At 74.4% G+C, this 24,148-nt stretch carries 22 protein-coding genes; 6 read left to right on the top strand and 16 right to left on the bottom strand.

What is annotated here, in order from left to right; all coding sequences use genetic code 11:
- Positions 1–66: 66 nt before the first annotated feature.
- Both argH and MUK52_RS25375 read right to left on the bottom strand, forming a co-directional pair.
- Positions 67–1,497, bottom strand: coding sequence for an argininosuccinate lyase (gene argH / locus MUK52_RS25380; RefSeq protein ID WP_284580261.1), 1,431 nt, complete (start codon positions 1,495–1,497; stop codon positions 67–69).
- Positions 1,498–1,646: 149 nt separating this feature from the next.
- Positions 1,647–2,840, bottom strand: coding sequence for an argininosuccinate synthase (locus tag MUK52_RS25375; protein ID WP_114056822.1), 1,194 nt, complete (start codon positions 2,838–2,840; stop codon positions 1,647–1,649).
- A 211-nt stretch (positions 2,841–3,051) separates the two neighbouring features.
- On the opposite strand from MUK52_RS25375, the gene MUK52_RS25370 reads away from it, so the two are divergent.
- Together MUK52_RS25370 and MUK52_RS25365 are read left to right on the top strand one after the other, a co-directional pair.
- Complete coding sequence (locus MUK52_RS25370; protein ID WP_284580258.1) at positions 3,052–4,530, top strand: HEAT repeat domain-containing protein; 1,479 nt, start codon at positions 3,052–3,054, stop codon at positions 4,528–4,530.
- Between the two features lie 194 nt (positions 4,531–4,724).
- Positions 4,725–5,435 (top strand): L,D-transpeptidase family protein, encoded by a 711-nt coding sequence (locus tag MUK52_RS25365; RefSeq protein ID WP_428985497.1) that lies wholly within the window; start codon positions 4,725–4,727, stop codon positions 5,433–5,435.
- 55 nt (positions 5,436–5,490) lie between these two features.
- On the opposite strand, the gene MUK52_RS25360 is transcribed toward MUK52_RS25365, so the two are convergent.
- The 5 genes from MUK52_RS25360 to argC all read right to left on the bottom strand — a co-directional run bounded on the left by MUK52_RS25360 (position 5,491) and on the right by argC (position 10,481).
- Positions 5,491–6,054 (bottom strand): arginine repressor, encoded by a 564-nt coding sequence (locus MUK52_RS25360; RefSeq protein WP_114056825.1) that lies wholly within the window; start codon positions 6,052–6,054, stop codon positions 5,491–5,493.
- A 7-nt stretch (positions 6,055–6,061) separates the two neighbouring features.
- Entirely contained in the window at positions 6,062–7,267 is a 1,206-nt protein-coding gene (locus MUK52_RS25355) for an acetylornithine transaminase (protein WP_114056826.1), read from the bottom strand.
- Positions 7,264–8,217, bottom strand: coding sequence for an acetylglutamate kinase (gene argB / locus MUK52_RS25350; protein WP_114056827.1), 954 nt, complete (start codon positions 8,215–8,217; stop codon positions 7,264–7,266). The genes MUK52_RS25355 and argB overlap by 4 nt, the downstream gene beginning before the upstream one ends.
- Positions 8,214–9,371, bottom strand: a complete 1,158-nt coding sequence (gene argJ, locus MUK52_RS25345; protein ID WP_114056828.1) for a bifunctional glutamate N-acetyltransferase/amino-acid acetyltransferase ArgJ — start codon at positions 9,369–9,371, stop codon at positions 8,214–8,216. Before argJ ends, argB begins: the two co-directional genes overlap by 4 nt.
- Positions 9,372–9,452: 81 nt before the next feature.
- Positions 9,453–10,481 (bottom strand): N-acetyl-gamma-glutamyl-phosphate reductase, encoded by a 1,029-nt coding sequence (gene argC / locus MUK52_RS25340; RefSeq protein WP_284580251.1) that lies wholly within the window; start codon positions 10,479–10,481, stop codon positions 9,453–9,455.
- A 286-nt stretch (positions 10,482–10,767) separates the two neighbouring features.
- On the opposite strand from argC, the gene MUK52_RS25335 reads away from it, so the two are divergent.
- Positions 10,768–11,748, top strand: coding sequence for an SDR family oxidoreductase (locus tag MUK52_RS25335; RefSeq protein WP_284580249.1), 981 nt, complete (start codon positions 10,768–10,770; stop codon positions 11,746–11,748).
- On the opposite strand, the gene MUK52_RS25330 is transcribed toward MUK52_RS25335, so the two are convergent.
- The 7 genes from MUK52_RS25330 to MUK52_RS25300 all read right to left on the bottom strand — a co-directional run bounded on the left by MUK52_RS25330 (position 11,739) and on the right by MUK52_RS25300 (position 18,781).
- Positions 11,739–12,791: a helix-turn-helix transcriptional regulator gene (locus MUK52_RS25330; RefSeq protein ID WP_284580246.1), complete on the bottom strand. Its 1,053-nt coding sequence runs from the start codon at positions 12,789–12,791 to the stop codon at positions 11,739–11,741. The genes MUK52_RS25335 and MUK52_RS25330 overlap by 10 nt on opposite strands.
- A 153-nt stretch (positions 12,792–12,944) precedes the next feature.
- Positions 12,945–13,796 carry a hypothetical protein gene (locus MUK52_RS25325; RefSeq protein ID WP_284581774.1) on the bottom strand — a complete coding sequence of 284 codons (852 nt, stop codon included), beginning with the start codon at positions 13,794–13,796 and terminating at the stop codon, positions 12,945–12,947.
- Positions 13,797–13,829: 33 nt separating this feature from the next.
- A complete protein-coding gene (locus MUK52_RS25320) occupies positions 13,830–14,270 on the bottom strand; it encodes a hypothetical protein (protein WP_284580244.1) in 441 nt (146 codons plus the stop codon).
- A gap of 58 nt (positions 14,271–14,328) precedes the next feature.
- A complete protein-coding gene (locus MUK52_RS25315; protein WP_284580242.1) occupies positions 14,329–15,699 on the bottom strand; it encodes a pyridoxal phosphate-dependent decarboxylase family protein in 1,371 nt (456 codons plus the stop codon).
- Between the two features lie 212 nt (positions 15,700–15,911).
- Positions 15,912–16,661 carry an N-acetyltransferase gene (locus MUK52_RS25310; protein ID WP_114056835.1) on the bottom strand — a complete coding sequence of 250 codons (750 nt, stop codon included), beginning with the start codon at positions 16,659–16,661 and terminating at the stop codon, positions 15,912–15,914.
- 55 nt (positions 16,662–16,716) lie between these two features.
- Entirely contained in the window at positions 16,717–17,292 is a 576-nt protein-coding gene (locus MUK52_RS25305) for a histidine phosphatase family protein (protein ID WP_114056836.1), read from the bottom strand.
- A 31-nt stretch (positions 17,293–17,323) separates the two neighbouring features.
- Positions 17,324–18,781 carry an aminotransferase-like domain-containing protein gene (locus tag MUK52_RS25300; protein ID WP_114056837.1) on the bottom strand — a complete coding sequence of 486 codons (1,458 nt, stop codon included), beginning with the start codon at positions 18,779–18,781 and terminating at the stop codon, positions 17,324–17,326.
- Between MUK52_RS25300 and MUK52_RS25295 the strand changes: the two genes are divergently transcribed.
- Entirely contained in the window at positions 18,780–19,796 is a 1,017-nt protein-coding gene (locus MUK52_RS25295; protein WP_114056838.1) for a DMT family transporter, read from the top strand. The genes MUK52_RS25300 and MUK52_RS25295 overlap by 2 nt on opposite strands.
- 54 nt (positions 19,797–19,850) lie before the next feature.
- Complete coding sequence (locus MUK52_RS25290; protein ID WP_114056839.1) at positions 19,851–20,048, top strand: DUF1918 domain-containing protein; 198 nt, start codon at positions 19,851–19,853, stop codon at positions 20,046–20,048.
- A gap of 10 nt (positions 20,049–20,058) precedes the next feature.
- Here the strand turns inward: MUK52_RS25290 and MUK52_RS25285 are convergent, their stop codons facing one another.
- A complete protein-coding gene (locus tag MUK52_RS25285; protein WP_114056840.1) occupies positions 20,059–21,366 on the bottom strand; it encodes a glycoside hydrolase family 10-like protein in 1,308 nt (435 codons plus the stop codon).
- 152 nt (positions 21,367–21,518) lie between these two features.
- Between MUK52_RS25285 and MUK52_RS25280 the strand changes: the two genes are divergently transcribed.
- Entirely contained in the window at positions 21,519–22,412 is an 894-nt protein-coding gene (locus MUK52_RS25280) for a 3-hydroxybutyryl-CoA dehydrogenase (protein WP_284580235.1), read from the top strand.
- 79 nt (positions 22,413–22,491) lie between these two features.
- Here MUK52_RS25280 and MUK52_RS25275 read toward each other — a convergent pair whose 3' ends face one another.
- The gene (locus MUK52_RS25275) at positions 22,492–23,832 is read right to left on the bottom strand and encodes an NsdA family TPR-like regulatory protein (RefSeq protein WP_284580233.1); all 1,341 of its coding nucleotides are present in this window, start codon (positions 23,830–23,832) and stop codon (positions 22,492–22,494) included.
- Between the last annotated feature and the right edge of the window lie 316 nt (positions 23,833–24,148).

Below are 24,148 nucleotides of genomic sequence, written 5' to 3'. Positions count from 1 at the left end.
CCGCGCCCGGGGGCGTACGGGGGTGCCGGGCCGCAGGGCCGCGGGGTTCGTGGGCGGCCGCAGCCGCTACTGCCTGTGCTGCGCCCAGGCGTGCTGGATGACCAGGTCCGCCTTCAGCTCGGTCAGCTGGAGCGCCACCGCCGACGGCGCGGTACCCCCGCGGCCGTTGCGGGAGGCCAGCGCGCCGGGCACGTTCAGGACGGTCCGCACCTCCGGCGTGAGGTGCTCGGAGATCTTCGCGAACTGCTCGTCGGTGAGCCCGTCGAGCTCGATGCCGAGCGCCTCGCACTCCTTGACGCACTCGCCCGCCACCTCGTGCGCCACCCGGAACGGCACGCCCTGCTTCACCAGCCACTCGGCGATGTCCGTGGCGAGGGAGAACCCGGCCGGGGCCAGCTCCTCCATGCGCTCCCGGTTCACGGTGAGCGTGGCCATCATCCCGGTGAAGGCGGGCAGCAGCACCTCCAGCGTGTCGCAGGAGTCGAAGACGGGCTCCTTGTCCTCCTGGAGGTCGCGGTTGTACGCGAGCGGCAGCGCCTTGAGGGTGGCGAGCAGGCCCGTCAGGTTGCCGATGAGCCGGCCGGACTTGCCGCGCGCCAGCTCCGCGATGTCCGGGTTCTTCTTCTGCGGCATGATCGACGAGCCGGTGGAGAAGGCGTCGTGCAGGGTCACGAAGGAGAACTCCTTCGTGTTCCAGATGATGACCTCCTCCGCGATCCGCGACAGGTTCACGCCGATCATCGCCGTGATGAACGCGAACTCGGCGACGAAGTCCCGCGAGGCCGTCCCGTCGATCGAGTTGCCGACCGAGCCCCGTTCGAAGCCGAGGTCGGCGGCGACCGCCTCCGGATCGAGGCCGAGGGAGGACCCGGCCAGGGCTCCGGAGCCGTACGGGGAGACCGCGGTCCGCGTGTCCCACTGGCGCAGCCGCTCGGCGTCCCGGGACAGGGACTGCACGTGCGCGAGGACGTGGTGGGCGAAGAGCACCGGCTGCGCGTGCTGGAGGTGGGTCCGGCCCGGCATGGCCACGTCCGGGTGCGCCTCGGCGAGGCCGATCAGCGCGTCCTGGAGGTCGGCGATCAGCCCGCCGATGGTCCGGGCGTGGTCGCGCAGGTACATCCGGAAGAGCGTGGCCACCTGGTCGTTGCGGGACCGGCCGGCCCGCAGCTTGCCGCCGAGCTCCGGGCCGAGCCGCTCCAGCAGGCCCCGCTCCAGGGCGGTGTGGACGTCCTCGTCGGCGATGGTCCCGGTGAAGGAGCCGTCGGCGACGTCCGCCTCCAGCCGGTCCAGGCCCTCCAGCATGCGGTCGAGCTCGTCCGCCGTGAGCAGGCCGGCCTTGGCGAGGACCCGGGCGTGGGCGCGGGAGCCGGCGATGTCGTACGGGGCGAGGCGCCAGTCGAAGTGGACGGACGCGGACAGCTTGGCGAGGGCCTCGGCGGGGCCGTCGGCGAACCGGCCGCCCCAGAGCCGGACGTCGCCACCGTTGTTGCTGCTCACTGCTGCTGCTCCTCAAGGCTGCTGCGACTGCCGCGTCTGCTTGTGATCGCTGCGTCTGCTGCGTGTGGGTGTGGGGCGGCCTCCCCGCCGCGGAGATACGGGGAGGCCGCCCGGGTACTGCGTGGTGCGCCTGGCCGCCGGGCCTCGCCTCAGGCGAGGTCCCGCTTCGCGGCGATCTTCGCGGAGAGGGCGAAGATGTCGATGAAGCCCTGCGCCTTGGACTGGTCGAAGGTGTCGCCGGTGTCGTAGGTGGCGAGGTTGAAGTCGTAGAGGGACTCCTCGGACTTCCGGCCCGTGACGACGGCCCGGCCGCCGTGCAGGGTCATCCGGATGTCGCCGGTGACGTGCTGGTTCGCCTCGTTGATGAAGCCGTCCAGGGCCCGCTTGAGCGGGGAGAACCACAGGCCGTCGTAGACGAGCTCGCCCCAGCGCTGCTCGACCTGCCGCTTGTAGCGGGCGAGTTCGCGCTCGACGGTGACGTTCTCCAGCTCCTGGTGGGCGGTGATCAGCGCGATGGCGCCGGGCGCCTCGTACACCTCACGGGACTTGATGCCGACGAGGCGGTCCTCGACCATGTCGATCCGGCCGATGCCCTGGGCGCCTGCGCGCTCGTTGAGCTGCTGGATGGCCTGGAGGACGGTGACGGGCCTTCCGTCGATGGCCACGGGCACGCCCTCCTTGAAGGAGATGACGACCTCGTCGGGCTCGCGCGGGGTGGCCGGGTTCGAGGTGTACTCGTAGATGTCCTCGATCGGCGCGTTCCAGATGTCCTCCAGGAAGCCCGTCTCGACGGCCCGCCCGAAGACGTTCTGGTCGATGGAGTACGGGGACTTCTTGGTGGTGGCGATCGGCAGGTTCTTAGCCTCGCAGAAGGCGATGGCCTTGTCCCGGGTCATGGCGTAGTCCCGGACCGGGGCGATGCACTTGAGGTCGGGGCCGAGGGCCTGGATGCCGGCCTCGAAGCGGACCTGGTCGTTGCCCTTGCCGGTGCAGCCGTGGGCGACGATGCCGGCGCCGTGCTTCTTCGCGGCCGCGACCAGGTGCTTGACGATGGTGGGGCGGGAGAGCGCCGAGACCAGCGGGTAGCGGTCCATGTAGAGGGCGTTCGCCTTGATCGCCGGGAGGCAGTACTCGTCGGCGAACTCGTCCTTGGCGTCCGCGACCTCGGCCTCGACGGCACCGCAGGCGAGCGCGCGCTTGCGGATGACGTCCAGGTCCTCGCCGCCCTGGCCGACGTCCACGGCGACGGCGATGACCTCGGCGCCCGTCTCCTCGGCGATCCAGCCGATGGCGACGGAGGTGTCCAGGCCGCCCGAGTAGGCGAGTACGACGCGCTCGGTCACGGGTTTCTCCTTACGGTGCATTCAACGACAGGCATAACTATGCACTACTCCGTATGTTTCGTCAATCGTGGCATGCGTCGGGGCGCTGAGCTGGGGTTTCGCGGGAATACTCGGATGTGGGGCGGCAGGGGGCGGGGGTAGGGTCGGCGTTCCGCGGTAGGGCGCCGGGGCCCGGCGGGAGGCCGGGCGGGATGCGGAGGGGATGGACCACGTGGACGCACGGAGCCGGGAGGCCCGGCAGGGGAGCGCAGCCGCCTGCGCACTGCTGCGGGGCACGCCCCCGCCCGCCGGAGGGGTGCTGCGGTCGGCCGGACCCGACGCCTGGATCGCCTTCGACGAGGAGATCCGCAGCCACGGCCCCCTCCCCCAAGCAGCCGCACCCGCCTTCCGCGCGCGCGTCCTCGGGCTTACGGGCCGCGGCCGGCTGCCGGAACGCCCCGTCGAGGTGCTCCTGTGCCACCCCGACGGCAGGGTCCGCGAAGCCGCCCTCGGCACGCCGCAGCCCCCGCCGGAGCTTGTGGTGATCCGCTGCGCCGACTGGGCCGCCGCCGTACGCGAACCGGCCCGCCGCCTCCTCGCCCGCACGCTCGCCGACGCCCCCGCCGCCACCCTGGTCGCCCTCACCCCGCTCGTCCTGCGACTCGCCGAGCGCGACCAGGGGGCCTGGGCACTCGCCCTCTTCGAAGCCGCCCTCCGCACCGACCCCCCGCTGCCTGGCGCCCCCGACCGGCCCGGCCCGGACACCGGGCCCGCCCCGCCCGCCGACCGCCCGAGCACGGTGCTTGCCCGCCTGCGCGGCAGCGCCGACCTGCCCACGCGCCGCTACGCCACCCGCCTCACCCTCGACACCCCGCCCCTGCGCGACCGGCTGGCCGTACGGGACCTCGCCCGCCTCGCCGCCGCGGAACGCGACCCGGCGAACGCCGCCGTGTGGGCGGACGCCACCCTGGGGGCGCTGGCCGCGGCGCGGCCCGACAGCAGGGGCCGCGATGGGGGCGGGCAGGACGAGTCGGCCGAGCGGGACGAGGCGGTGGACCTCCTCCTCGGCAGCCCGCTCCCGACCGTCCGCGCCGCCGGCGTCACCGCCCTGCGCCGGGCCGGCCGCACCGCGGAGGGCGTGTCCCACCTCGCCGACCGATCCCCGCTCGTACGGGCCTGCGCGCGCTGGCTCGTCGCCCAGGACGGCGGCGACCCGCACGACCGCTACCGCCGCCTGGCCGCGGACCCGTCCGGCTGCTCCCCGCACGCGGTGGCCGGTCTCGCCGAGTGCGGCCGCACCGAGGACGTCCCCCTCCTGCGGAGCCTCCTCGACCACCCCTCAGGTGCCGTGCGCGCCGCTGCCGTGGCCGGGCTCCGCCGCCTGGGCGCCGACGTCGACCACACTGCGCTGCTCGCCCTCCTGGACGACCCCTCCCCCGCGGCGGCCCGCGAGGCAGCCCTCAGCCTCCGCCCGGTGGCGGAGGTCCTGGACACCGCGCACCTGCTGTCCCGCTGCACGCTGAAACAGCCCCTCCACACCCGCCGCGCGGCGTTCCGGCTACTCCAGGCCCAGGGCGGCACGGCCGCGAGGCAGGCCGCGGAGTCCCTGTCGTCGGACTGGGAGCCGGCCCTGCGCCGCGCGGCCCGCGCTGCGTCCCGGTACTACGCGGTGTCGGAACGCACCGGGCGGCGGGGGTGGTTGCGGGGGTAGGTGCACGGCCGTGGCGCTGTGCGCGGGGGTGGTGGCCGGTGGCGGGCCGCCAGTCCGGTGTCGCTCCAACCAGAAGTGACGCGGGGTCACGCCGGTCGCGGCGCCGCCGGAACGCGGAAGGCGCATCCGGGTGACCTTCCACCCCGCCTGCGCCGCCGGTGCCCGCTCCCCCGCGTACCGTCTGTTCCGTGCTGCTGCGTACCGCCCTCGTCACCGGCTCACTGATCGTCACCGGCCTGCTCGCGCACGGATCCCCCGCGCATCCGTGGCCCCTGCCGCCGCCGCTGCCCGCGCGGCTCGCCGATACCGGGGGCGGCAGTCAGCTGATCACCGCCGTGGCGCCTGCGCCCGGGTCGACCACCGGGCGCGTGACGTGGTGGGACCGGTGGGGCGGGCGCTGGTACGAACGGGGCAGTGCCGAGGCGCGGTTCGGCGCGAACGGCCTGACGGAGGGCGCGAGCCGCGCCCAGGGCACGAACACCACGCCGACGGGCCTGTACGAGCTGCCGTACGCCTTCGGCATCCGCCGGGCCCCCGCGGGAACGGAGTTCGCGTACCGGCCGGTCACCGATGCGTCGTGGTGGTGCCAGGACAACGCGTCAGGCAGTTACAACCGCTGGGTGGAGCCACTGCCCGCGGACTGCGCGCCGGGCGAGGCGGAGCACCTGGTCGCGTACGGGCAGCAGTACGCGCATGCGATGGTGATCGGCTTCAACTACGGGGAGCCGGTGCGCGGGCGGGGTGCGGGCATCTTCCTGCACGTCAACGGCAAGGGCGCGACGGCCGGTTGCGTGTCGGTGCCGGAGGGTGCGATGCGGGCGATCCTGCGCTGGGCGGACCCGGAGCGCGACCCCCACATCGCGATCGGTACGGAGTCCGGGGCGCTGGCCGTCACCCGCTACTGACCGGCTCGCCCGACCGTCCCGCCCGAGGATCGGGCGGGACCGGCCGGCCCGACCGTCACCCCTCCTTCTGCGCCAGCCTCAGCATGTGGTCGGCCAGCGCCTGGCCCCCGGCCGGGTCGCGGCTGATCAGCATGAGGGTGTCGTCGCCGGCGATGGTGCCGAGGACGGCGTGGAGTTCGGCCTGGTCGATCGCCGAGGCGAGGAACTGGGCCGCACCGGGCGGGGTGCGCAGGACGACGAGGTTCGCGGAGGCCTCCGCGGAGATCAGCAGTTCGCCGGAGAGGCGGCGCATGCGCTCCTCCTTGGCCGACTCGCCGAGCGGGGCCTGCGGGGTGCGGAAGCCGCCCTCGCTGGGCACCGCGTAGATCAGCTCGCCGCCGGTGTTGCGGATCTTCACGGCGCCGAGCTCGTCGAGGTCGCGGGAGAGCGTCGCCTGGGTGACGCTCAGCCCGTCGTCGGCGAGCAGCTTGGCCAGTTGGCTCTGCGACCGGACCGGCTGCCGGTTGAGGATGTCCACGATCCGGCGGTGGCGGGCGGTGCGGGTCTGCGGGACGGCGGGGCCTCCCGCGGGTTCCGGCCGGGGGGAGGCCCACTGGTCGTTGTCCTGCGCCTGGCTCATCGTCGTCTCATTCCCCGGTTCGTCCGTCCCCATTGGCTGCGTCGAGGATGCCGGGCAGGGCCCGGACGAACGCGTCCGCCTCGTCCTCGGTGAGCACGTACGGCGGCATGAGCCGAACGACGTCGGGGGCGGGCGCGTTGACCAGGAAGCCGGCGTCCTGGGCCGCCTGCTGCACCTGCGGTGCGTACGGCCCGGTCAGCACGATACCCAGCAGGAGGCCCTCGCCACGGACGTGGGAGACCAGCGGGTGGCCGGTGCCCTCGATTCCGGAGCGCAGCTGTTCGCCGCGGGCCTTGACCCGGTCGAGGAGGCCGTCGGCGGCGATGGTGTCGAGGACGGCGAGTCCGGCGGCGCAGGCGACGGGGTTTCCGCCGAAGGTGGTGCCGTGGTGGCCGGGTTGGAGGAGGTCGGCGGCGGGGCCGAAGGCGGCGACGGCGCCGATGGGGAGGCCGCCGCCGAGGCCCTTCGCGAGTGTGACGAGGTCGGGGTCGACACCTTCGTGGGCCTGGTGGGCGAACCAGTGGCCGCAGCGGCCGGTGCCGGTCTGGACCTCGTCGAGGACGAGGAGGGTGCCGGTGGCGCGGGTGATCTCGCGGGCGGCCTTGAGGTAGCCGGCGGGCGGGACGACGACGCCGTTCTCGCCCTGGACGGGTTCGATGACGACGAGGGCGGTCTCCTCGGTGACGGCGGCGCGGAGGGCTGCGGTGTCGCCGTAGGGGACGTGGGTGACGTCGCCGGGCAGGGGCCGGAAGGGGTCCTGCTTCTTGGGCTGGCCGGTGAGGGCGAGGGCGCCCATGGTCCGGCCGTGGAAGCCGCCGTCGGTGGCGACCATGCGGGTCCGCCCGGTCAGCCGGCCGATCTTGAAGGCGGCTTCGACGGCTTCGGCACCGGAGTTGCAGAAGAAAATCCGGCCGGGGCGGCCGAAGAGCTGGAGGAGCCGTTCGCCGAGGGCGAGCACGGGCTCGGAGGCGTACAGGTTGGAGACGTGCCCGAGGGTGGAGATCTGGCGGGTGACGGCGCCGACGACGGCGGGGTGGGCGTGGCCGAGGGCGTTGACGGCGATGCCGCCGACGAAGTCGGTGTACTGCCTGCCGTCGGCGTCCCAGACCTGGGCGCCGGCGCCGCGGACGAGGGCGACGGCGGGGGTGCCGTAGTTGTCGGTGAGCGAGGCCCGCCAGCGGGCCGCGTACTCCTGGTTGCTGCTGCCGGTCACTGCCGCTGCCCTCCCTGTGCGTGCGCTGCCCTGTCGTCGGGCACGACCATGGTGCCGATGCCCTCGTCGGTGAAGATCTCCAGCAGGATCGAGTGCGGGACCCGTCCGTCGATGACGCGTGCGGTGCCGACGCCGCCGCGGACGGCGTGCAGGCAGCCCTCCATCTTGGGGACCATGCCGCTGGACAGCTCGGGCAGGAGCTTCTCCAGCTCGCCGACGGTGAGCCGGCTGATGACCTCGTCGCTGTTCGGCCAGTCGGCGTACAGGCCCTCGACGTCGGTGAGGACCATCAGCGTCTCCGCGCCGAGGGCGGCTGCGAGGGCGGCCGCGGCGGTGTCGGCGTTGACGTTGTAGACGTGTCCGTCGTCGGCGCTGCGCGCGATGGAGGAGATGACGGGGATCCGGCCGTCTGCGAGGAGCGCTTCTATGGCGCCGGTGTCGATGGCGGTGATCTCGCCGACGCGCCCGATGTCGACGGCCTCGCCGTCGATCTGCGGGGTGTGCTTGGTGGCGGTGATGGTGTGGGCGTCCTCGCCGGTCAGGCCGACGGCGAGCGGGCCGTGCTGGTTGAGCAGGCCGACGAGTTCGCGCTGGACCTGCCCGGCGAGGACCATGCGGACGACGTCCATGGCCTCGGGGGTGGTGACGCGCAGGCCGGCCTTGAACTCGCTGACGAGGCCCTGCTTGTCGAGCTGGGCGTTGATCTGGGGGCCGCCGCCGTGCACGACGACGGGCTTCAGGCCGGCGTGGCGCAGGAAGACGACGTCCTGGGCGAAGGCCGCCTTGAGGTCGTCGTCGACCATGGCGTTGCCGCCGAACTTGATGACGACGACCTTGCCGTTGTGGCGGGTGAGCCAGGGCAGGGCCTCGATGAGGATCTGCGCCTTGGGCAGGGCGGTGTGCTTGCGGGCGGTGGTGCCGGGCCGGCCGGCCTTGTCGTGGTCGGTCATGACGAGTACGCGCTGTTCTCGTGGACGTAGTCGGCGGTGAGGTCGTTGGTCCAGATGACGGCGGAGGCGCTGCCGGTGGCGAGGTCGGCGGTGATGCGGACTTCGCGGTCCTTCATGGAGACGAGGTCGCGGTCCTCGCCGACGGAGCCGTTCTTGCAGACCCAGACGCCGTTGATGGCGACGTTCAGCCGGTCGGGGTCGAAGGCGGCGGAGGTGGTGCCGATCGCGGAGAGCACCCGGCCCCAGTTGGGGTCCTCGCCGTGGATGGCGCACTTGAGGAGGTTGTTGCGGGCGATGGACCGGCCGACCTCGACGGCGTCGTCCTCGTCGGCCGCGCCGACGACCTCGATGCGGATGTCCTTGGAGGCGCCTTCGGCGTCGCCGATGAGCTGGCGGGCGAGGTCGTCGCAGACGGTGCGCACGGCTTCGGCGAACGACTCGTAGGCGGGGGTCTTGCCGGAGGCGCCGGAGGCCAGCAGCAGCACCGTGTCGTTGGTGGACATGCAGCCGTCGGAGTCGACGCGGTCGAAGGTGGTGCGGGTGGCGGCGCGCAGCGCCCGGTCGAGGGTGGCGCTGTCGAGGTCGGCGTCGGTGGTGAGGACGACGAGCATGGTGGCGAGGCCGGGGGCGAGCATGCCGGCGCCCTTGGCCATGCCGCCGACGGTCCAGCCGTCCTGGGTGGCGGAGGCGGTCTTGTGGACGGTGTCGGTGGTCTTGATGGCGACGGCGGCGGCCTCGCCGCCGTCGGCGGAGAGGGCGGCGACCGCGGTGTCGATGCCGGGCAGGAGCTTGTCCATCGGGAGGAGGACGCCGATGAGGCCGGTGGAGGCGACGGCGACCTCGCCGGCGTTGTGCTCGCCGCCGAGGGCCTCGGCGGCCTTCTCGGCGGTGGCGTGGGTGTCCTGGAAGCCCTTGGGGCCGGTGCAGGCGTTGGCGCCGCCGGAGTTGAGGACGACGGCGCTGACCGCGCCGCCGCGCAGGACCTGCTCGGACCACTGCACGGGGGCGGCCTTGACGCGGTTGGAGGTGAAGACGCCGGCCGCGGCCAGTCGGGGCCCGTTGTTGACCACGAGGGCCAGGTCCGGGTTTCCGTTGTCCTTGATTCCCGCGGCGATGCCCGCCGCGGTGAATCCCTGTGCTGCCGTGACGCTCACTGCGCCTTCTCCTTCGGTTCGTCGTCCGCGCGCGGCGGGCCGGCGCGGTCTTCGGGGCGTACGGGGGTCGGGGGATCGGCGCTACGGGGCTGTCCCGGTGAGGGGCAGGCCCAGCGTCTCGGGGAGGCCGAGGGCGATGTTCATGCTCTGGACGGCGGCGCCTGCGGTGCCCTTGGCGAGGTTGTCGACGGCGCTGATCGCGACGATCCGCTGGGCGGCGGTGTCGAGGGCGACCTGCACCTGGACGGTGTTGGAACCGAGTACGGAGGCGGTAGCCGGCCACTGGCCCTCGGGGAGCAGCCGAACGAACGGCTCGTCCGCGTACGCCTTCTCGTACGCGGCGCGCAGCGCCTCGGCGGTGGTGCCGGGGAGGGCCTTGGCGGAGCAGGTGGCGAGGATGCCCCGGGACATGGGGGCGAGGACGGGCGTGAAGGAGACGGAGACGCGCTGCCCGGCGACGGGGCTGAGGTTCTGCACCATCTCGGGGGTGTGGCGGTGGACGCCGCCGACACCGTAGGGGCTGGCGGAGCCCATGACCTCGGAGCCCAGCAGGTGTGTCTTGAGGGCCTTGCCGGCTCCGGAGGTGCCGGTGGCGGCGACGATGACGGCCTCGGGTTCGGCGAGCCGGGCGGCGTAGGCGGGGAAGAGCGCGAGGGAGACGGCGGTGGGGAAGCACCCGGGGACCGCGACGCGCTTGGACCCCTCCAGCGCGGCGCGGCCGCCGGGCAGCTCGGGCAGGCCGTAGGGCCAGGTGCCGGCGTGGGGGGCGCCGTAGAAGGCGTCCCAGTCGGCGGGGTCCTTCAGCCGGTGGTCGGCGCCCATGTCGACGACGAGGACGTCGGGCCCGAGCTCGGCGGCGACGGCGGCGGACTGCCCGTGGGGCAGCGCGAGGAAGACGACGTCGTGGCCGGCGAGCACCTCGGCCGTGGTGGGCTCCAGGGTCCGCCCGGCGAGGGGCCCGAGATGCGGCTGGAGGCTGCCGAAGGCCTGGCCGGCGTTGGAGTTCCCGGTGAGCGCCCCGATCTCGACCTGCGGGTGCGCGAGGAGCAGCCGCAGGAGCTCTCCGCCCGCGTACCCACTCGCCCCGGCCACTGCTGCACGTACCACCATCGGTCCTCCTCCTTGATGGCATGACTATACGTAGCCCCGCACTTTTATGCAAAGAGTCGGCCCTTACCTGCCGGGCGGGCATGTGACTGAGTCTTTCAGTTGGCCCGTGAGCGGTCGAGCCGGCCCGTGCGCGCCTGTGCGGCTCGGACCGAGGTGATCTGCGCTCGGTCGCAGCAGGTCGGCGACGCCCGCATCCACCTGCGGTCTCTGCGCTGTGGTGGGGTGAGGCGGGACCTCCGGCAAAGGGTGACGTGTTCTGTCAGTTTTGGCATGAACGATGGATGCCATGGCGAATGAGAACAGCACCATCCGGAACACTCGAAACACCGTGCAGGCCGGCCCGGCGGGTCCGCTGGCGGGGCGGGTAGCCCTCGTGGCGGGTGCTACCCGCGGGGCGGGACGGGCTCAGGCCGTGGAGCTGGGCAGGGCCGGTGCGACGGTGTATGTCACCGGCCGCACCACCCGGGCCCGGGCCAGCGAGGTCGGCCGGACCACCGAGACCATCGAGGAGACCGCCGAACTCGTCACCGCAGCGGGCGGCACCGGGATCGCGGTGCCCACCGACCATCTCGACGAAGCCCAGGTACGCGCCCTCGTCGAGCGCATCGACCGGGAGTGCGGGCGGCTCGACATCCTCGTCAACGACCTGTGGGGCGGCGAGCACCTTCTGGTCACCTCGGTGTTCGGGAAGAAGAGCTGGGAGACACCGCTTGCTGACGGCCTGCGGATCCTGGAGCTTGGCGTGCGCTCGCACGTGATCACGGCGGCGCTGCTGCTTCCGTTGCTGATCCGCTCCGACGCGCCGCTGCATGTGGAGGTAACCGACGGCACCGCGCACTTCAACCGCCGTTACCGGGAGAACATCTACTACGACCTGGCGAAGAACGCCCCGATCCGCCTCGCGTTCGGGCTGGGACAGGAGCTCGCCCCGTACGGGGGCACGGCGGTCGCGGTCTCGCCCGGCTTCCTGCGCTCGGAGCAGATGCTCTCCCACTTCGGTGTGAGTGAGGAGAACTGGCGTGACGCGATCGCCCAGGAGCCGGCGTTCGCGATCGCGGAGTCCCCGCGCTACTTGGCCCGTACGGTCGCGGCACTTGCCGCCGACCGGGACCGCGCGAAGCGGTGGAACGGCAAGTCCACCTCCAGCGGGGAACTCGCCAGGGCGTACGGGGTGACGGACGTGGACGGCAGCCGCCCGGACGCCTGGGCGTACTTCGAGGACGTGGTGTACGGCGGCAAGGAAGCCTCCGCCGAGGACTACCGCTGATCCTCGTCTTCCTCGGGCGACGCCGTCCCGGGGGCGGCCTGGTAGAGCGCGGCCAGCGCCGCCGCGTGCACACGGAAGCGGGCGCGCAGCCGGGCAGGGGCCAGCACCTCGGCGTCCGCGCCGAGCCGGGCCAACTGGTCGAAGGCGACGTCCTCGGACTCCGCCGGCAGGTCGACGGTGACCAGGCCGGCGGAGTCCGGGGCGCTCGCCGAGGCGAGTGCGTCCGCAACGGCGGCCCCGTCCACCACGGCGGGCAACCGGTCCAGCCCCCGGCCGGTGAGCCGGACCGTGACGGTGGTGCGCAGCAGGGTGCGGGCGAAGGCAGCTGAGTGAGCCTCCCAGTGCGCGGCCAGGTCGAAGGACGGGTCGCGCACGAACGGTTCCTGTACGTCGGGCGCGGGGCCCAGCGCAGTGATCCGGTCGACCCGGTAGGTGCGCCAGCCGTCGTCCCGGTCCTCGCCCGGGACGCGGGCCACGACGTACCAGGTGCCGGCCTTCAGTACGAGCCCGTACGGCTCCACCACCCGGGCCACGGCGGCGGGCGGCGCCCCGTCCCGGCCGGGCCGCGCGTACGACAGTCGGACGGCCCGGTCCGCCCACACCGCGCGGGCCAGCTCCGGCAGTAGTTGCGGGGTGGCGGGTTCGCGAAACCAGGCGGGGGCGTCGAGGTGGAAGCGGCGCACCGATGACTCGGCGGCCTGGCGTACCGACGGGAGCAGGGTCGCGGTCAGCTTCAGCCGGGCGGTTTCCGCCGCGTCCGACAGCCCCAGGTCCCGCAACGCCGAGGGCAGACCGGACAGGAACAGGGTCTCCGCCTCGCTCGCATGGAGCGTGGTGAGCCGGGTCCGGTATCCGGCGGCAAGGAAATACCCGCCCACCCGGCCCCGCTCCGATCGGACGGGGACGCCGGCTTCCTGCAATGCCTGGGCGTCGCGGATCACGGTCCGCTCGGAGATCTCCAGCTCACGAGCCAGGGCGGCCGCGGTCAGGCCGGGGTTGGACTGAATCAGGAGAGCCATACGAATCAGACGGGCAGCACGCATTCTCAAAGGATCACCGACCCGACGAACAAGCGGGATCTCCTGCTGCCACTGGCCCACCCGGGACAGTGCGAGAACCGAGCTCCGGACTCGGCCGCACGGGCCGGCTACGACGCTCGGTCACAGGGCACCGCCGGCGGCCCCGTCATGTGTGCATCAGGCCGCGCCCGCACCATTCGAGGAGCCGGTCGCCCGGGTGGAGCGGGGTTGGGCGCGCAGCGCGGGCAGCCGGGCCTGGTGGGCTGCCCCGGAGAGGCTCTCGCCGAGGGCCAGCAGGGAGAGGAGCCGCACGGTCCGGCCGGCCGCGGCGGCGGCCTCCAGCTTGTGGTGGCCGTCGAGGAGGAAGTGGGTCAGGCCCCAGTGCACGGAAAGGTCATCCTGCAAGTCGAGCGCGGGCTGGCACACGTCGAGCGTGGAGACCGCCACTGCCGTGGGGACCGATCCCTCTGCCGTGAGCGTGAGGTAGTCCTCGACGCGTTGCCGGTCGTTCCAGGCCGGGGGAACCATGGGGACGACGAATTCGTAGAGGTGGGCGTCCGAGTCCACCGCGGTCTCGAAGGTCCGGTAGTACGGGGTGTGCGGATACTGGGGAAGGCCCCAGAACTGGTCGATCCCCCACGTCGCGACCTGCTCCTCGCTGAAGTAGTCGCCTTCCCTGCCGGGGGTGATCAGCTTGGGTTCCACGCTCAGGAGCAGCGGAAGGTACTCGCCCTCCGGCAGCAGCGCACCGAACGCATCGATCACACCGGCGTCGTCCGGATCGTCCAGTGCTCCGGTGAGACGTTCCTGCATGCTCTCCAGTGACAGCTTCTCCCGTCCGGATTCCAGCCTGCGGAACAGGAGCGGGCAGGTCCCGCAGGGGAAGCTGAGCTCGAAGGCGGGTTCGTCGTCGACGAAGAGCAGGCGGCGCCGCGGCCCGCCGCCGGCCTTCTGCAGTTCCGCGTCGAAGCGCAGCCGCGCCTCGGAGGGAGCGACGCCGAGGGTGCGGGGGGCGGCCGTTTTGATCATCACGGTACGACCGTACGCGACGCACGGCCGCGGCTATCGCGGTGCCAGGCGCTGCCGCACGGCCGAGGCGGCCCCCGTGAGGAGAGCGAGCAGGAACAGGACGAGACCGGTGACGACCACGGGATTCACCCACGTCGGCACGAGCTCCGTGCCCACGCCGCCCCGGGTGACGCACTGCGCGCTGACCGGCAGCGTCCACCGCGTCACGATGCGGTCGCCGCGCACGCCCTGCGCCGCGCACATCTGGTCGGGGTCCAGGATGTAGAACCCCGACATCACGCCCCGGCTGTAGGCGCCGAACGACACCGCGGCGGCGATGGCGGCGACCAGCGCGCAGGTGGCGGCGCCCGGCGTACGCCCGGCGGTGGGCCGCTGGTCGCGGGCCCGTCGGACCAGCAGGGCGACAGCGCCCAGGATGACGCAGGGCACCAGGACCGGGGCACAGAGGACGGCCGGGAACAGGAAGTTCTTCACCCTCGGCCAGACACCGCCCGGGCGGGTCCGGTTCCGCCCCGCGCTGCTCCTGCGGGCGTCAGGGGGAGGTGGCGGCGCGGTGGATTGCGGCCAGGGTGCGGGTGACGTCCTCCGGGGTGGTCGCCCAGTTGCTCACCGAGATGCGCATGACGCGGCGGCCGCGCCAGGTGGAGCCGCTGATCCACGCCGTGCCCTCGTCCAGGAGGCGGGCGAGGACGCGGTCGGTGCGGGCGTCGCTGCCGAAGGCGGCGCAGACCTGGGTGAAGACGACGTCGTTCAGGACGGTCGCCCCGTCGATCTCGGCGATGCCCTCGGCGAACGTGCGGGCGTGCCGGCACAGGCGGTCGACGAGGTCGGCGACGCCGGTCCGGCCCAGGGAGCGCAGGGCGGCCCACACGGTGAACGCGCGGCCGCGCCGGGAGAGTTCCGGGACCTTGTCGACGGGATCGCCCTGTCTGTCGTCCTGGATGAGGTACGCACCGTGCAGGCCCATGGCGGCGCGCAGGGCGGACGGGTCGCGGACGACGGCGAGGCCGCAGTCGTAGGGGACGTTCAGGGTCTTGTGGGCGTCGGTCGCCCAGGAGTCCGCTCCGGCGCAGCCGGCCGTCAGGTGGGCGAGGGACGGGCAGGCTGCGGCCCACAGGCCGAACGCGCCGTCGACATGCACCCAGGCGCCGGCCCGGTGCGCGGCACGGACGGCCTCCTCGAACGGGTCGAAGGCGCCGGTGTGGATGTCGCCGGCCTGGAGGACGACGACGGTCGGGTCCGTCCCGGCGGCGTCCAGGGCGTGGCGCAGCGCCTCGGGCCGGATGCGGCCCTGCCCGTCGGCCTCGACGAGGGCGGGAGTGCCGAGGCCGAGGTAGCGCAGGGCGAGGTCGACGGCCATGTGGCGGTCCTCCCCGGCGAGGACGTGCACCGGGGGGCCGCCGGCCAGGCCGTCGCGGGCGGGGTTGCGGCCGGCCCGGGCGAGGACGGCGTCGCGGGCGGCGGCGAGGCAGGTGAAGTTCGCCATGGTGGCGCCGGTGGTGAAGCCGACGGCGCTGCCGGCGGGCAGGCCCAGCAGGTCCAGGAGCCAGGCGGCGGCGATGTCCTCGACGGCCGTGTGCGCGGGCGAGACGGTGCGCATCACGCAGTTCTGGTCCCAGGCGCTGACGAGCCAGTCGGCGGCGAGCGCGGCCGGTTCGGTGCCGCCGACGACGAACCCGAAGAAGCGGCCGCCGGGGAAGGCGGTCAGGCCGGGCTCGCAGGCGCCGGCGAGCAGGTCGACGACGTCGGCGGGCGGGGTGGGGCCGTCGGGCAGTTCGGGGCCGAGCGCGCGCACCACCTCGTCGACCGTGGCGCGGGCGGGCACCCGGCGGTCGGGCAGGCTCGCGAGCCATCGGACGGCATGGTCGTGGGCCCGCCGGAGCGCGGCCTCGCGCGCGTCCATACCTCGGACTATGGGACGGCGGCGCCGGGCGCGCAAGCGGCGCCCCCGTGCGCGGGCGCGCAGCCACGGCACCCGTCCCGCGCCGCCCGGCGTACGGAGCCGCGTGCGCCCGGGGTACGGAACCGCGTGCGCCCGGCGCAGGCCCCGCAGACCGGACCGCGGAGGTCCGGCGCGGCGGGCGCGCGGCCGGTGGCCGCCCGCTGGGCGGTGTCTCAGGTCAGGGAGTGGCGGACCCACACGTTGGCCTCGACGAGGACCGCGTAGCCCTCCTGCGGGTGGCAGTGGACGGGGGCCAGGGCTCCGGGGACGCGGACCGGGCCGGGCGTGTCGAAGGGGAGGCCGGTCCACTCGCGCCAGTCGGCGGTCGGCGCGCTGATCGTCTGCGAGAGCGGCGCCACGGAGTCGATGGCGGCTCCGGCGCGGACGTGCACGCGCAGCCAGGGGTCGTACGGGAGGCCGTCGTCGCGGGTGCGGTACGCGTACTCCTGCATCGGCGTGTCGGGCTCGGCGGCCTTGGCGCTGGGCCGGACCGGTGCCACGACCTCGGCGAAGCCGCGGGCGCGCGCGTTGTCCCGCATCGCGGCCAGGACGGCCCCGGACAGGCCGCGGCCCTGCCGGGCGGTGTCGACGCTGATCTCGACGGCTCCGACGGTGTCCGCGGCCGTGCCGCGGCGCCGGTCGGAGAAGGCCCACATGAGGAGCTGGTCCCAGCCCCGGGCGGGCAGGGTGCCGTCGCGGCCGGGGGCGTGCTGGGCGAAGGGGAGGCTGAAGGCGCGTGCCGCGATGGCGTCGCCTTCGGTGGCGACCAGGATGTACTCGGGGAACTCCGCGACCATGCGCGGGTAGAGCAGCCAGGCGAGCGGGTCGTGCTCGGCGAAGGCGGGCCACGAGTCCTGCATGTCCCAGAGCCGCCCGGCGAGTTCGGGGCGCTCCGCAAGGGTGGTGATCTTGATCCCGGTCATGTGCGCAGGCTAGGGGCGGTTCCGGGCCGGGTTCCACCCGGTTTCCGTACGGGGTTCAGGCGCGGGCCTGGAGCGAGAGGTGCCAGTGCCCGGCGCTGCCGGTGAGGGTGACGGTGGACAGCGGCCGGACGTCCACGCTCCAGTACGTCTGCGGGGCGGCCCGCAGGGCGTAGACGAGGGCGGCGCGGACGGCGGACGGCTCGGCGACGGCGACGATGGCGCCGCCGTCCTCGGCGGGCCGGGAGTCGAGCCAGCCGCCGATGCGCGCGATGAAGGCGAGCAGGGTTTCGCCGCCGTGCGGGGCGGCGTGCGGGTCGGCGAGCCAGCGCTCGACCGCTCCCGGCTCGCGGGCGGCGACCTCGGCGAGGGTCAGGCCGCGCCACCGCCCCATGTCCCATTCGCGCAGGGCGACCTGGGCGAGCGGGGCGTAGCCGAGGGCCTGGCCGGTGGCGCGGCTGCGCGGGCCGGGCGAGCAGTACCGCAGTTCGGCGGCGGCGAGCGGGACGAGTTCGTGGGCGGCGGATTCGAGGGCCCGCCAGCCCTCGCCGTCCGGTGGGCGGTCGTCGTCGAAGCGCTCGGCGAGCAGCGTGGAGGCGCGGGCTGCGGCGACGAGCGTGACCCGAACGTTCATGCGGTGATGGTGGGGCGCCTGCCGCCGCGGGTCAAGCGTCGTGCGGACCGGGGTCCGGGTCCGCGCCGCCGCCGAGGGCGGTGCGCAGCCGGTGGACGGCCTCGCCGAGCTCGGCCGCGCCGGAGACCCCGGCGAAGCCGAGGCGGACGTACGGGCCGGGGGGCTCCGCGCAGAAGTACGGGCGCCCGGGCGCGACGGCGACGCCCGCGCGCAGGGCGGCGGCGGCGAACCCGGCGTCGTCCCCGGTGTCGGGCCGGACCCACAGCTGGTAGCCGCCGGCGGGCAGGTGGGCCAGGTGCAGTCCGGGCAGGGAGCGCCGCAGCGCGCCGGCGAGGACGTCGCGCCGGTGGCGCAGTTCGGCGGCGACGGTGCGCAGGTGGCGGGGCCAGGAGGGGGCGCCGACGAGTTCGAGGGCGGCCTCCTGGAGCGGGCGGGGGACGAAGAAGCTGTCGACGACCTGGATGGCGCGCAGCCGGTCCATGACGGGGCCGCGGGCGGCGAGGGCGCCGACGCGCAGGCTGGGCGAGGTGGCCTTGGTCAGCGACCGGACGTGGACGACGACGCCGTCGTGGTCCTCGGCGGCCAGCGGGACGGGCAGCGGGCCGGCGTCCTCGTGGGCGAGGTGGCGGGCGTAGTCGTCCTCGACGACGAACGCCCCGGCGGCGCGGGCGGTCCGCAGCACCTCGGCGCGCCGCTCGGCGGACAGGACGGCGCCGGTGGGGTTCTGGAACAGCGGCTGGCATACGAAGACCCGCGCGCCGGTCGCCTCGAACGCAGCGGCCAGCAGCTCCGGCCGGACGCCCTCGGCGTCGACGGGGACGGGCACGGGCCGGCACCCGGAGGCGCGGGCGATGGACAGCAGGCCGGGGTAGGTCGGGGACTCGACGAGGACGGGTGCGCCGGGCGGGGCGAGGGCGCGCAGGGCGGTGGTGAGGGCGCTCTGCCCGCCGGCGGTGACGAGGACGTCGGCGGCGGTGGCGGACCCGCCGATCTCCCGGGCGAACCAGTCCCGCAGTTCGGGCAGTCCCTCGACGGGCGGGCGGCTCCAGGCGCCGGGGCGCCGCCCGGCCCGGGCGAGGGCGGCGGCCATGGCGCGCTCGGGCTGGAGGGAGGGGTGCAGGTAGCCGCCGCTCAGCTCGATGACCCCGGCAGGCGGGGCGGACAGCGAGTGGAGCACGCCGGAGGCGTCGACGGAGCGGGGCACGATGTCGCCGGCGCCCTCGGCGCTCAGCGCGACCTCCTGCCAGGAGGTGTCGCCGGGCGCGGGTTCGGCCGTACGGGGGCGGGCGCGGTAGGCGCCGGCGCCGGGGCGGGTGACGACGAGGCCTTCGGCGGCGAGGAGGGCGAGGGCGCGGGAGACGGTGACGGGGCTGACGCGGTACCGCTCGACCAGGGCGCGGCTCGACGGCAGCTTTCCACCGACCGAGTAGCGGTCCAGCTCGGAACGCAGGGAAGACGCCAACTCCGCCACACTGCTACGCTCGTACATGAGAGCACAGAATAGCGCTACCCGGTCCACGCCGATAGCGGTCGCCGGCCCCGCTCCCGCGGCCCGCTCCCGCACGGCGGCGACCCCTGCGGCCTCGGCCTCCGCCTCCGCCGCCCCTACCGCCCCTACCGCCCCCGCCGCCTCTCCCGCCCGCCGCAGCGCCCGCGGCGGCACCGTGCTCGCCTGCCTCGGCGTCGTCGCCTTCTCGCTGACGTTCCCCGCCACCGCCTGGGGTCTGGAGAGCTTCGGCCCCTGGTCCTTCGTCGCCGTCCGCAGCGTGCTCGCCGCCGCCGTCGCGGGCGCGTTCCTGCTCGCCGCCCGCGCCCCGCTGCCCGCGCGGCGGCACTGGCCGGGCCTCGCCGTCGTCGCCGGCGGGGTCGTCGTCGGGTACCCGCTGCTGACCACTCTGGCGCTGACCACCGCGACCACCTCGCACGCAGCCGTCGTGGTCGGGCTGCTGCCCCTGACCACGGCGGCCCTGTCCGCGCTGCGGACCGGCGTCCGGCCCTCGCGCCGCTTCTGGGCCGCGGCCGTCGCCGGTGCCGCCGTCGTCCTCGCCTTCACCCTGGCGCAGAGCGGCGGCTCCCTGTCCGCCGGCGACGGCTACCTCTTCGCCGCGCTGCTCGCCTGCGCGGCCGGCTACACCGAGGGCGGGCGGCTGGCCCGCGACCTGCCCGGCTGGCAGGTCATCGGCTGGGCACTGGTGGCGTGCCTGCCCCTCAACCTGGCGGGAGCCGCGGCCGGGCTCGCGTACGAGCCGGTACACCTCGGCGTCCACGGCGTGGCGGGCCTGCTGTGGGCGGCCGTCGGCTCGACCTTCCTCGGCCTGTACGTGTGGTACCGCGGGATGGCGGAGATCGGCGCCCCGCGCGCGAGCCAGCTCCAGCTCGCCCAGCCGCTGCTGACGCTGCTGTGGTCGGTGGCGCTGCTGGGCGAGCAGCTGTCCCCGGCCGCCCCCGCCGCGGCCTGCGCGGTGCTGGTCTGCATCGCCGCCACCCAGCGGGCTCAATCGTGATGAATCGCCGTAAACTGCTGTCACCGGATCCAGACCGCCTCGGAGGAGGTCAGCATGCGCGCGACCGAGGGCGACCAGCTCGTGCAACACGGCAGGATCGTGGGGCAGCACGACAAGGTCGGCGAGATCACTCAGGTGCTGGGCGAGAACGGCAACCCCCCTTACCGGGTCCGTTTCGCGGACGGCCACGAGGCCGTCATGTCCCCGGGCCCCGACTGCGTGGTGAAGCACCCAGCGGAACCCGGGCACTGACCGGGGCGGCTCAGCGCGGCGGCACCGCCGTCGGGTGGTGGTCCGCGACGACCCGCGCCAACGCCCCCGTGGGGTCCGTGACCACCTGCTGCGCGGAGAAGTAGCAGTGGCCGCGGACCTCGGCGTAACCCTTGGCGAGCGCCACGTGCCGGGTCAGCTCCTCCGGGTCGCGCCACGCCGCCGTCGCGCTCTGCGGGTCGCAGCGGTAGAGCCCCTCGCCGATGTAGAGGTCGACGCCGGTGCCGGCGACGGTCTGCGCCCACCAGGGGACGATCTTCGCGTAGTCGGCGGTCGGGTGCCCGATGTGCCAGTACACCTGCGGGACGACGTAGTCGACCCAGCCCTCGCGCACCCACCTGCGGGTGTCCGCGTACAGGTCGTCGTACGTGCCCAGCGTCTGCGTGTCCGAGCCGAGCGGGTCCTTGTCCCGGTTGCGCCACACCGCGAACGGGCTGATGCCGAAGCGTGCCGAGGGGCGCACGGTGCGGACGCGCTCCGCCATCTCGCGGACCAGCGCGTCGGTGTTGTGCCTGCGCCAGTCGGCCCGCGAGGGGAAGCCGCCGCCGTGGCGGGCGTACGCGTCGTCGTCGTCGAAGGCCTCGCCGGCGACCGGGTAGGGGTAGAAGTAGTCGTCCCAGTGGACGCCGTCCACCGCGTAGCGGGACACCGCGTCGAGCATGGCCTCCTGTACGAAGGCCCGCACCTCCGGCAGCCCCGGGTTGTAGTACAGCTTGCCGCCGTACGCCACCGTCCAGCCGGGGTTGCGGCGCGCCGGGTGCGAGGCCGCGAGGCGGGCCGGGTCGGCGTGGGTGTTGGCCACCCGGTACGGGTTGAACCAGGCGTGGAACTCCAGCCCGCGGGCGTGGGCTTCGGCGACGGCCGTGCCCAGCGGGTCCCAGCCCGGGTCGCCGCCCTGCACCCCGGTCAGCCACTGCGACCAGGGCTCCCGGGCTCCGGGCCACATGGCGTCGGCGGTGGGCCGGACCTGGAGCACCACCGCGTTCAGGCGGCGCTCGACCGCGGTGTCGTAGAGGGCGGTCAGCTCCGCGCGCTGCCGCGCCGCCGACAGGCCGGTCCGCGAGGGCCAGTCGACGTTCTGGACCGAGGCGATCCACATCCCGCGGAACTCCGCCCCGCCCCTCCGCCCCCCGCCGGCCCGCTCCCGCTGCCGCTCCCCCGCCGGGCCGGGCGCCCTGCCCTGCGCCCCGGCCGCCCGGGCCCCGTCCTCGCGCGGCGCGGCCTGCGCCTGCCCTGCCGCGGCGGACGCCAGCGCCCCCGCGGCTCCGGCCAGCAGCCCCCGTCGACCCATGTGCGTCATGTGCTCGCTCCGCTCCTCTGCGTGACATCTCCTGCGTGGGGTCAGCATGCCCGCCCCGGCCCTCTGCCACGGGCAGGGTCGGGGGTAACGTCGGGGGGCGTGGCGGGCGCCGGAAGCAGTCACCACTGCACGAACGGGGGACCCGCCCACCGATGACCAGCGAAAGGCACGAAGTGACTGACCTCCCTTCCGACATCACCCGAGTCGGCGTAGTGGGCTGCGGCCAGATGGGCGCTGGCATCGCCGAGGTCTGCGCCCGCAGCGGACTGGACGTCAAGGTCGCCGAGACCACCGGCGAGGCCCTGGAGATCGGCCGGACCCGGCTGCAGAGCTCCCTGTCGAAGGCCGCCGCCCGCGGCAAGATCAGCGAGGAGGAGCGGGACTCCACCCTGGCCCGCCTCTCCTTCACCACCGACCTCGGCGAGTTCGCCGACCGCGACCTGGTCATCGAGGCGGTCGTCGAGAACGAGCAGGTCAAGACGGAGATCTTCCAGGTCCTCGACCAGGTCGTCACCCGCCGGGACGCCATCCTCGCCTCGAACACCTCGTCGATCCCGCTGGTCAAGCTGGCCGTCGCGACCTCCCGCCCCGACCAGGTCATCGGCATCCACTTCTTCAACCCGGCGCCCGTGCAGAAGCTCGTCGAGCTGATCCCCGCCCTCACCACGGGCGAGGAGACCATCAAGCGGGCCGAGGCCCTGGTGCACAACGTGCTCGACAAGCACGCCATCCGCGCCCAGGACCGGTCGGGCTTCGTCGTCAACGCCCTCCTCGTCCCGTACCTGCTCTCCGCGATCCGGATGTTCGAGTCGGGCATCGCCAGCCGCGAGGACATCGACAACGGCATGGAGTTCGGCTGCGCCCACCCGATGGGCCCGCTGAAGCTGTCCGACCTGATCGGCCTGGACACCGTGGCCTCGATCGCCGACTCGATGTACGCCGAGTTCAAGGAGCCGCTGTACGCCGCTCCCCCGCTGCTCCAGCGGATGGTCGACGCCGGCCGCCTCGGCCGCAAGACCGGTTCGGGCTTCTACCCGTACAACTGACCCCGGCGCCCCGGGAGCAGCCCGGCCGCTCCGGCGGCGGCCGGGGCCCCGCCCGCGCGACCGGCGGCGGCCCGAGCGGTCACAGCGGGACGCTCAGCGCACCGTCGATGAGGCGGGCCGTCTCCTCCGCGCCCGAACACCCGCTGGACAGCAGCTGTTCGCGGACCGCGCGCATCCGGTCGCGGAGCCGCTGCGACTCCATCCCCTTGGCCCGTTCGGCCATTTCGGCGGCTGCTGCGGCCGCCCGGTCCGCCTCGCCCTGGCGCAGCTGGATCTCGCAGAGCATCGCGAGCCGGTGGACCCGGCCGCGGTCGTGCGCCGGGGTGCCGACGGCGGCCGCGGCCTGCTCGTGGGCGGCGTCGAGTTCCCCGAGGCTGAGAAGGGCCTCCGCCACCTGGACGTTGACGAGGCCGGGCTGGACGTAGCCGGTCTCGTCGGGTTCGCAGCCGGGGCGGATCCGCTCGGCGGCGGCCTCCGCGTGCCGGATGCACCCCAGTGCGGCGGCGGTGTCCCCGAGTTGGGCGTACGCCTTGGCCTGCATCGCGTACAGGTCGGCGGCCAGTGCCGCGGTGGTGTGGCGGCCCGCGGCGCGCAGCGCGGTCTCGGCGAACGCGACGGCCTGGCGGTGGTCGCGCAGGTGGAGGGACTGGTTGACCAGCAGGGCGATGACGTAGGCGCCGAGTCCGCGGTCGCCGCTGGCCTTGGCCAGCCGCAGCGCCTGGTGGAAGTAGCGCTGGGCCAGGCCGTGCGCGTCGGAGTCGTACGCGCAGATCCCGGCGACGGCGACGAGGGAGCCGGCGGCCCGGTGCAGGCGGCGGCCGAGATCGTCGGGGTAGCTGCCTCGGAGCAGGGGCGCGGTCTCGCTGCCGAGGAAGCGGACGATGCGGGCGCGGGTGGCGATGCCGCCGGCCCGCCGGTACATCAGCTCGTAGTGGGCGCGGGCGGCGCGGAGGACCTCGATGTGCCCGGGGCCGACGCGCAGGGGCCCGTCGCGGGAGACGTCGGCGTCCTCGGGCGGGTTCTCCCACTCCCAGACGGGGATGACGGCCGGCGTGCCGGTGAGGGCGGGCGCCGCGTGCAGGGGGAAGCGGCCCTGCTCGTCGGAGCGCCACAGGGCCGCGGCCCGGTCGACGAAGCCGCTGAGCGGGGAGGCGTGCGGGCCGGCCGGTTGGCCCGGTACGCCGAAGCCGACGTCGTCGAGGGAGACCGGGCGGCGCAGCCGGCCCCCGAGCACCTCGCAGATCAGGTCGGGGACCTGCCCGCGGGGGCGCTGACCCTTCAACCACCGGTTGACGGCGGTGTGTTCGTAGCGCAGGGCGAGCCCGCGGGAGCGGCCCGCCTGGTTCACGTGCGCGGCGAGTCCTGCATGGGACATGCCCGCCTCGGCGAGGAGGGCGTCGAGCAGGGCGTTGGGCTGCATGGGCCCCTCCAAGGGCTCGTCCGGACCAGGCTAGTGGGTGCGGCCTTCACACGGGGTGCGAACCGAGTACGCGCATAAATGCGATGCGTACCCTGCCGCGGGGAGCCCCGGGGGCGGTTCACTGAAGAGCCTCGCCAAGAGGCCGCACGGGTCGTCGGCTCCCCCTCGTACAGTGCGACGACCCGCCACCCGCGCCGCCCGTCCGCTGTCTGCCCGACACTCCACGGCCGGCGGGCGGCGCACCCCGGCTCCGCCGGCGCCCGGTTGGTCACCGGGCCCGGGCGCGAGCCGGCGGGAACGCGCGCCGGGCCCTCCC

Source organism: Streptomyces sp. 2P-4, assembly GCF_030167965.1.
In the GTDB taxonomy this organism is placed as follows: domain Bacteria; phylum Actinomycetota; class Actinomycetes; order Streptomycetales; family Streptomycetaceae; genus Streptomyces; species Streptomyces globosus_A.
The sequence above is the reverse complement of the archived record's forward strand: the minus strand, read 5'-3'. Positions and strand labels throughout refer to the sequence as shown.

Excerpts from the sequence above, each read along its gene's own strand:
- MUK52_RS25280 (WP_284580235.1), top strand. The coding sequence starts at position 21,519 with ATGACCAGCGAAAGGCACGAAGTGACTGACCTCCCTTCCGACATCACC.
- argB (WP_114056827.1), bottom strand. The coding sequence starts at position 8,217 with ATGACCGACCACGACAAGGCCGGCCGGCCCGGCACCACCGCCCGCAAG.
- MUK52_RS25325 (WP_284581774.1), bottom strand. The coding sequence starts at position 13,796 with ATGATCAAAACGGCCGCCCCCCGCACCCTCGGCGTCGCTCCCTCCGAG.
- MUK52_RS25275 (WP_284580233.1), bottom strand. The coding sequence starts at position 23,832 with ATGCAGCCCAACGCCCTGCTCGACGCCCTCCTCGCCGAGGCGGGCATG.
- MUK52_RS25360 (WP_114056825.1), bottom strand. The coding sequence starts at position 6,054 with ATGAGCCAGGCGCAGGACAACGACCAGTGGGCCTCCCCCCGGCCGGAA.
- MUK52_RS25330 (WP_284580246.1), bottom strand. The coding sequence starts at position 12,791 with ATGCGTGCTGCCCGTCTGATTCGTATGGCTCTCCTGATTCAGTCCAAC.
- MUK52_RS25335 (WP_284580249.1), top strand. The coding sequence starts at position 10,768 with ATGGCGAATGAGAACAGCACCATCCGGAACACTCGAAACACCGTGCAG.
- MUK52_RS25315 (WP_284580242.1), bottom strand. The coding sequence starts at position 15,699 with ATGGACGCGCGCGAGGCCGCGCTCCGGCGGGCCCACGACCATGCCGTC.
- MUK52_RS25285 (WP_114056840.1), bottom strand. The coding sequence starts at position 21,366 with ATGACGCACATGGGTCGACGGGGGCTGCTGGCCGGAGCCGCGGGGGCG.
- MUK52_RS25300 (WP_114056837.1), bottom strand. The coding sequence starts at position 18,781 with ATGTACGAGCGTAGCAGTGTGGCGGAGTTGGCGTCTTCCCTGCGTTCC.
- MUK52_RS25310 (WP_114056835.1), bottom strand. The coding sequence starts at position 16,661 with ATGACCGGGATCAAGATCACCACCCTTGCGGAGCGCCCCGAACTCGCC.
- MUK52_RS25295 (WP_114056838.1), top strand. The coding sequence starts at position 18,780 with ATGAGAGCACAGAATAGCGCTACCCGGTCCACGCCGATAGCGGTCGCC.
- argC (WP_284580251.1), bottom strand. The coding sequence starts at position 10,481 with ATGGTGGTACGTGCAGCAGTGGCCGGGGCGAGTGGGTACGCGGGCGGA.
- MUK52_RS25290 (WP_114056839.1), top strand. The coding sequence starts at position 19,851 with ATGCGCGCGACCGAGGGCGACCAGCTCGTGCAACACGGCAGGATCGTG.
- MUK52_RS25305 (WP_114056836.1), bottom strand. The coding sequence starts at position 17,292 with ATGAACGTTCGGGTCACGCTCGTCGCCGCAGCCCGCGCCTCCACGCTG.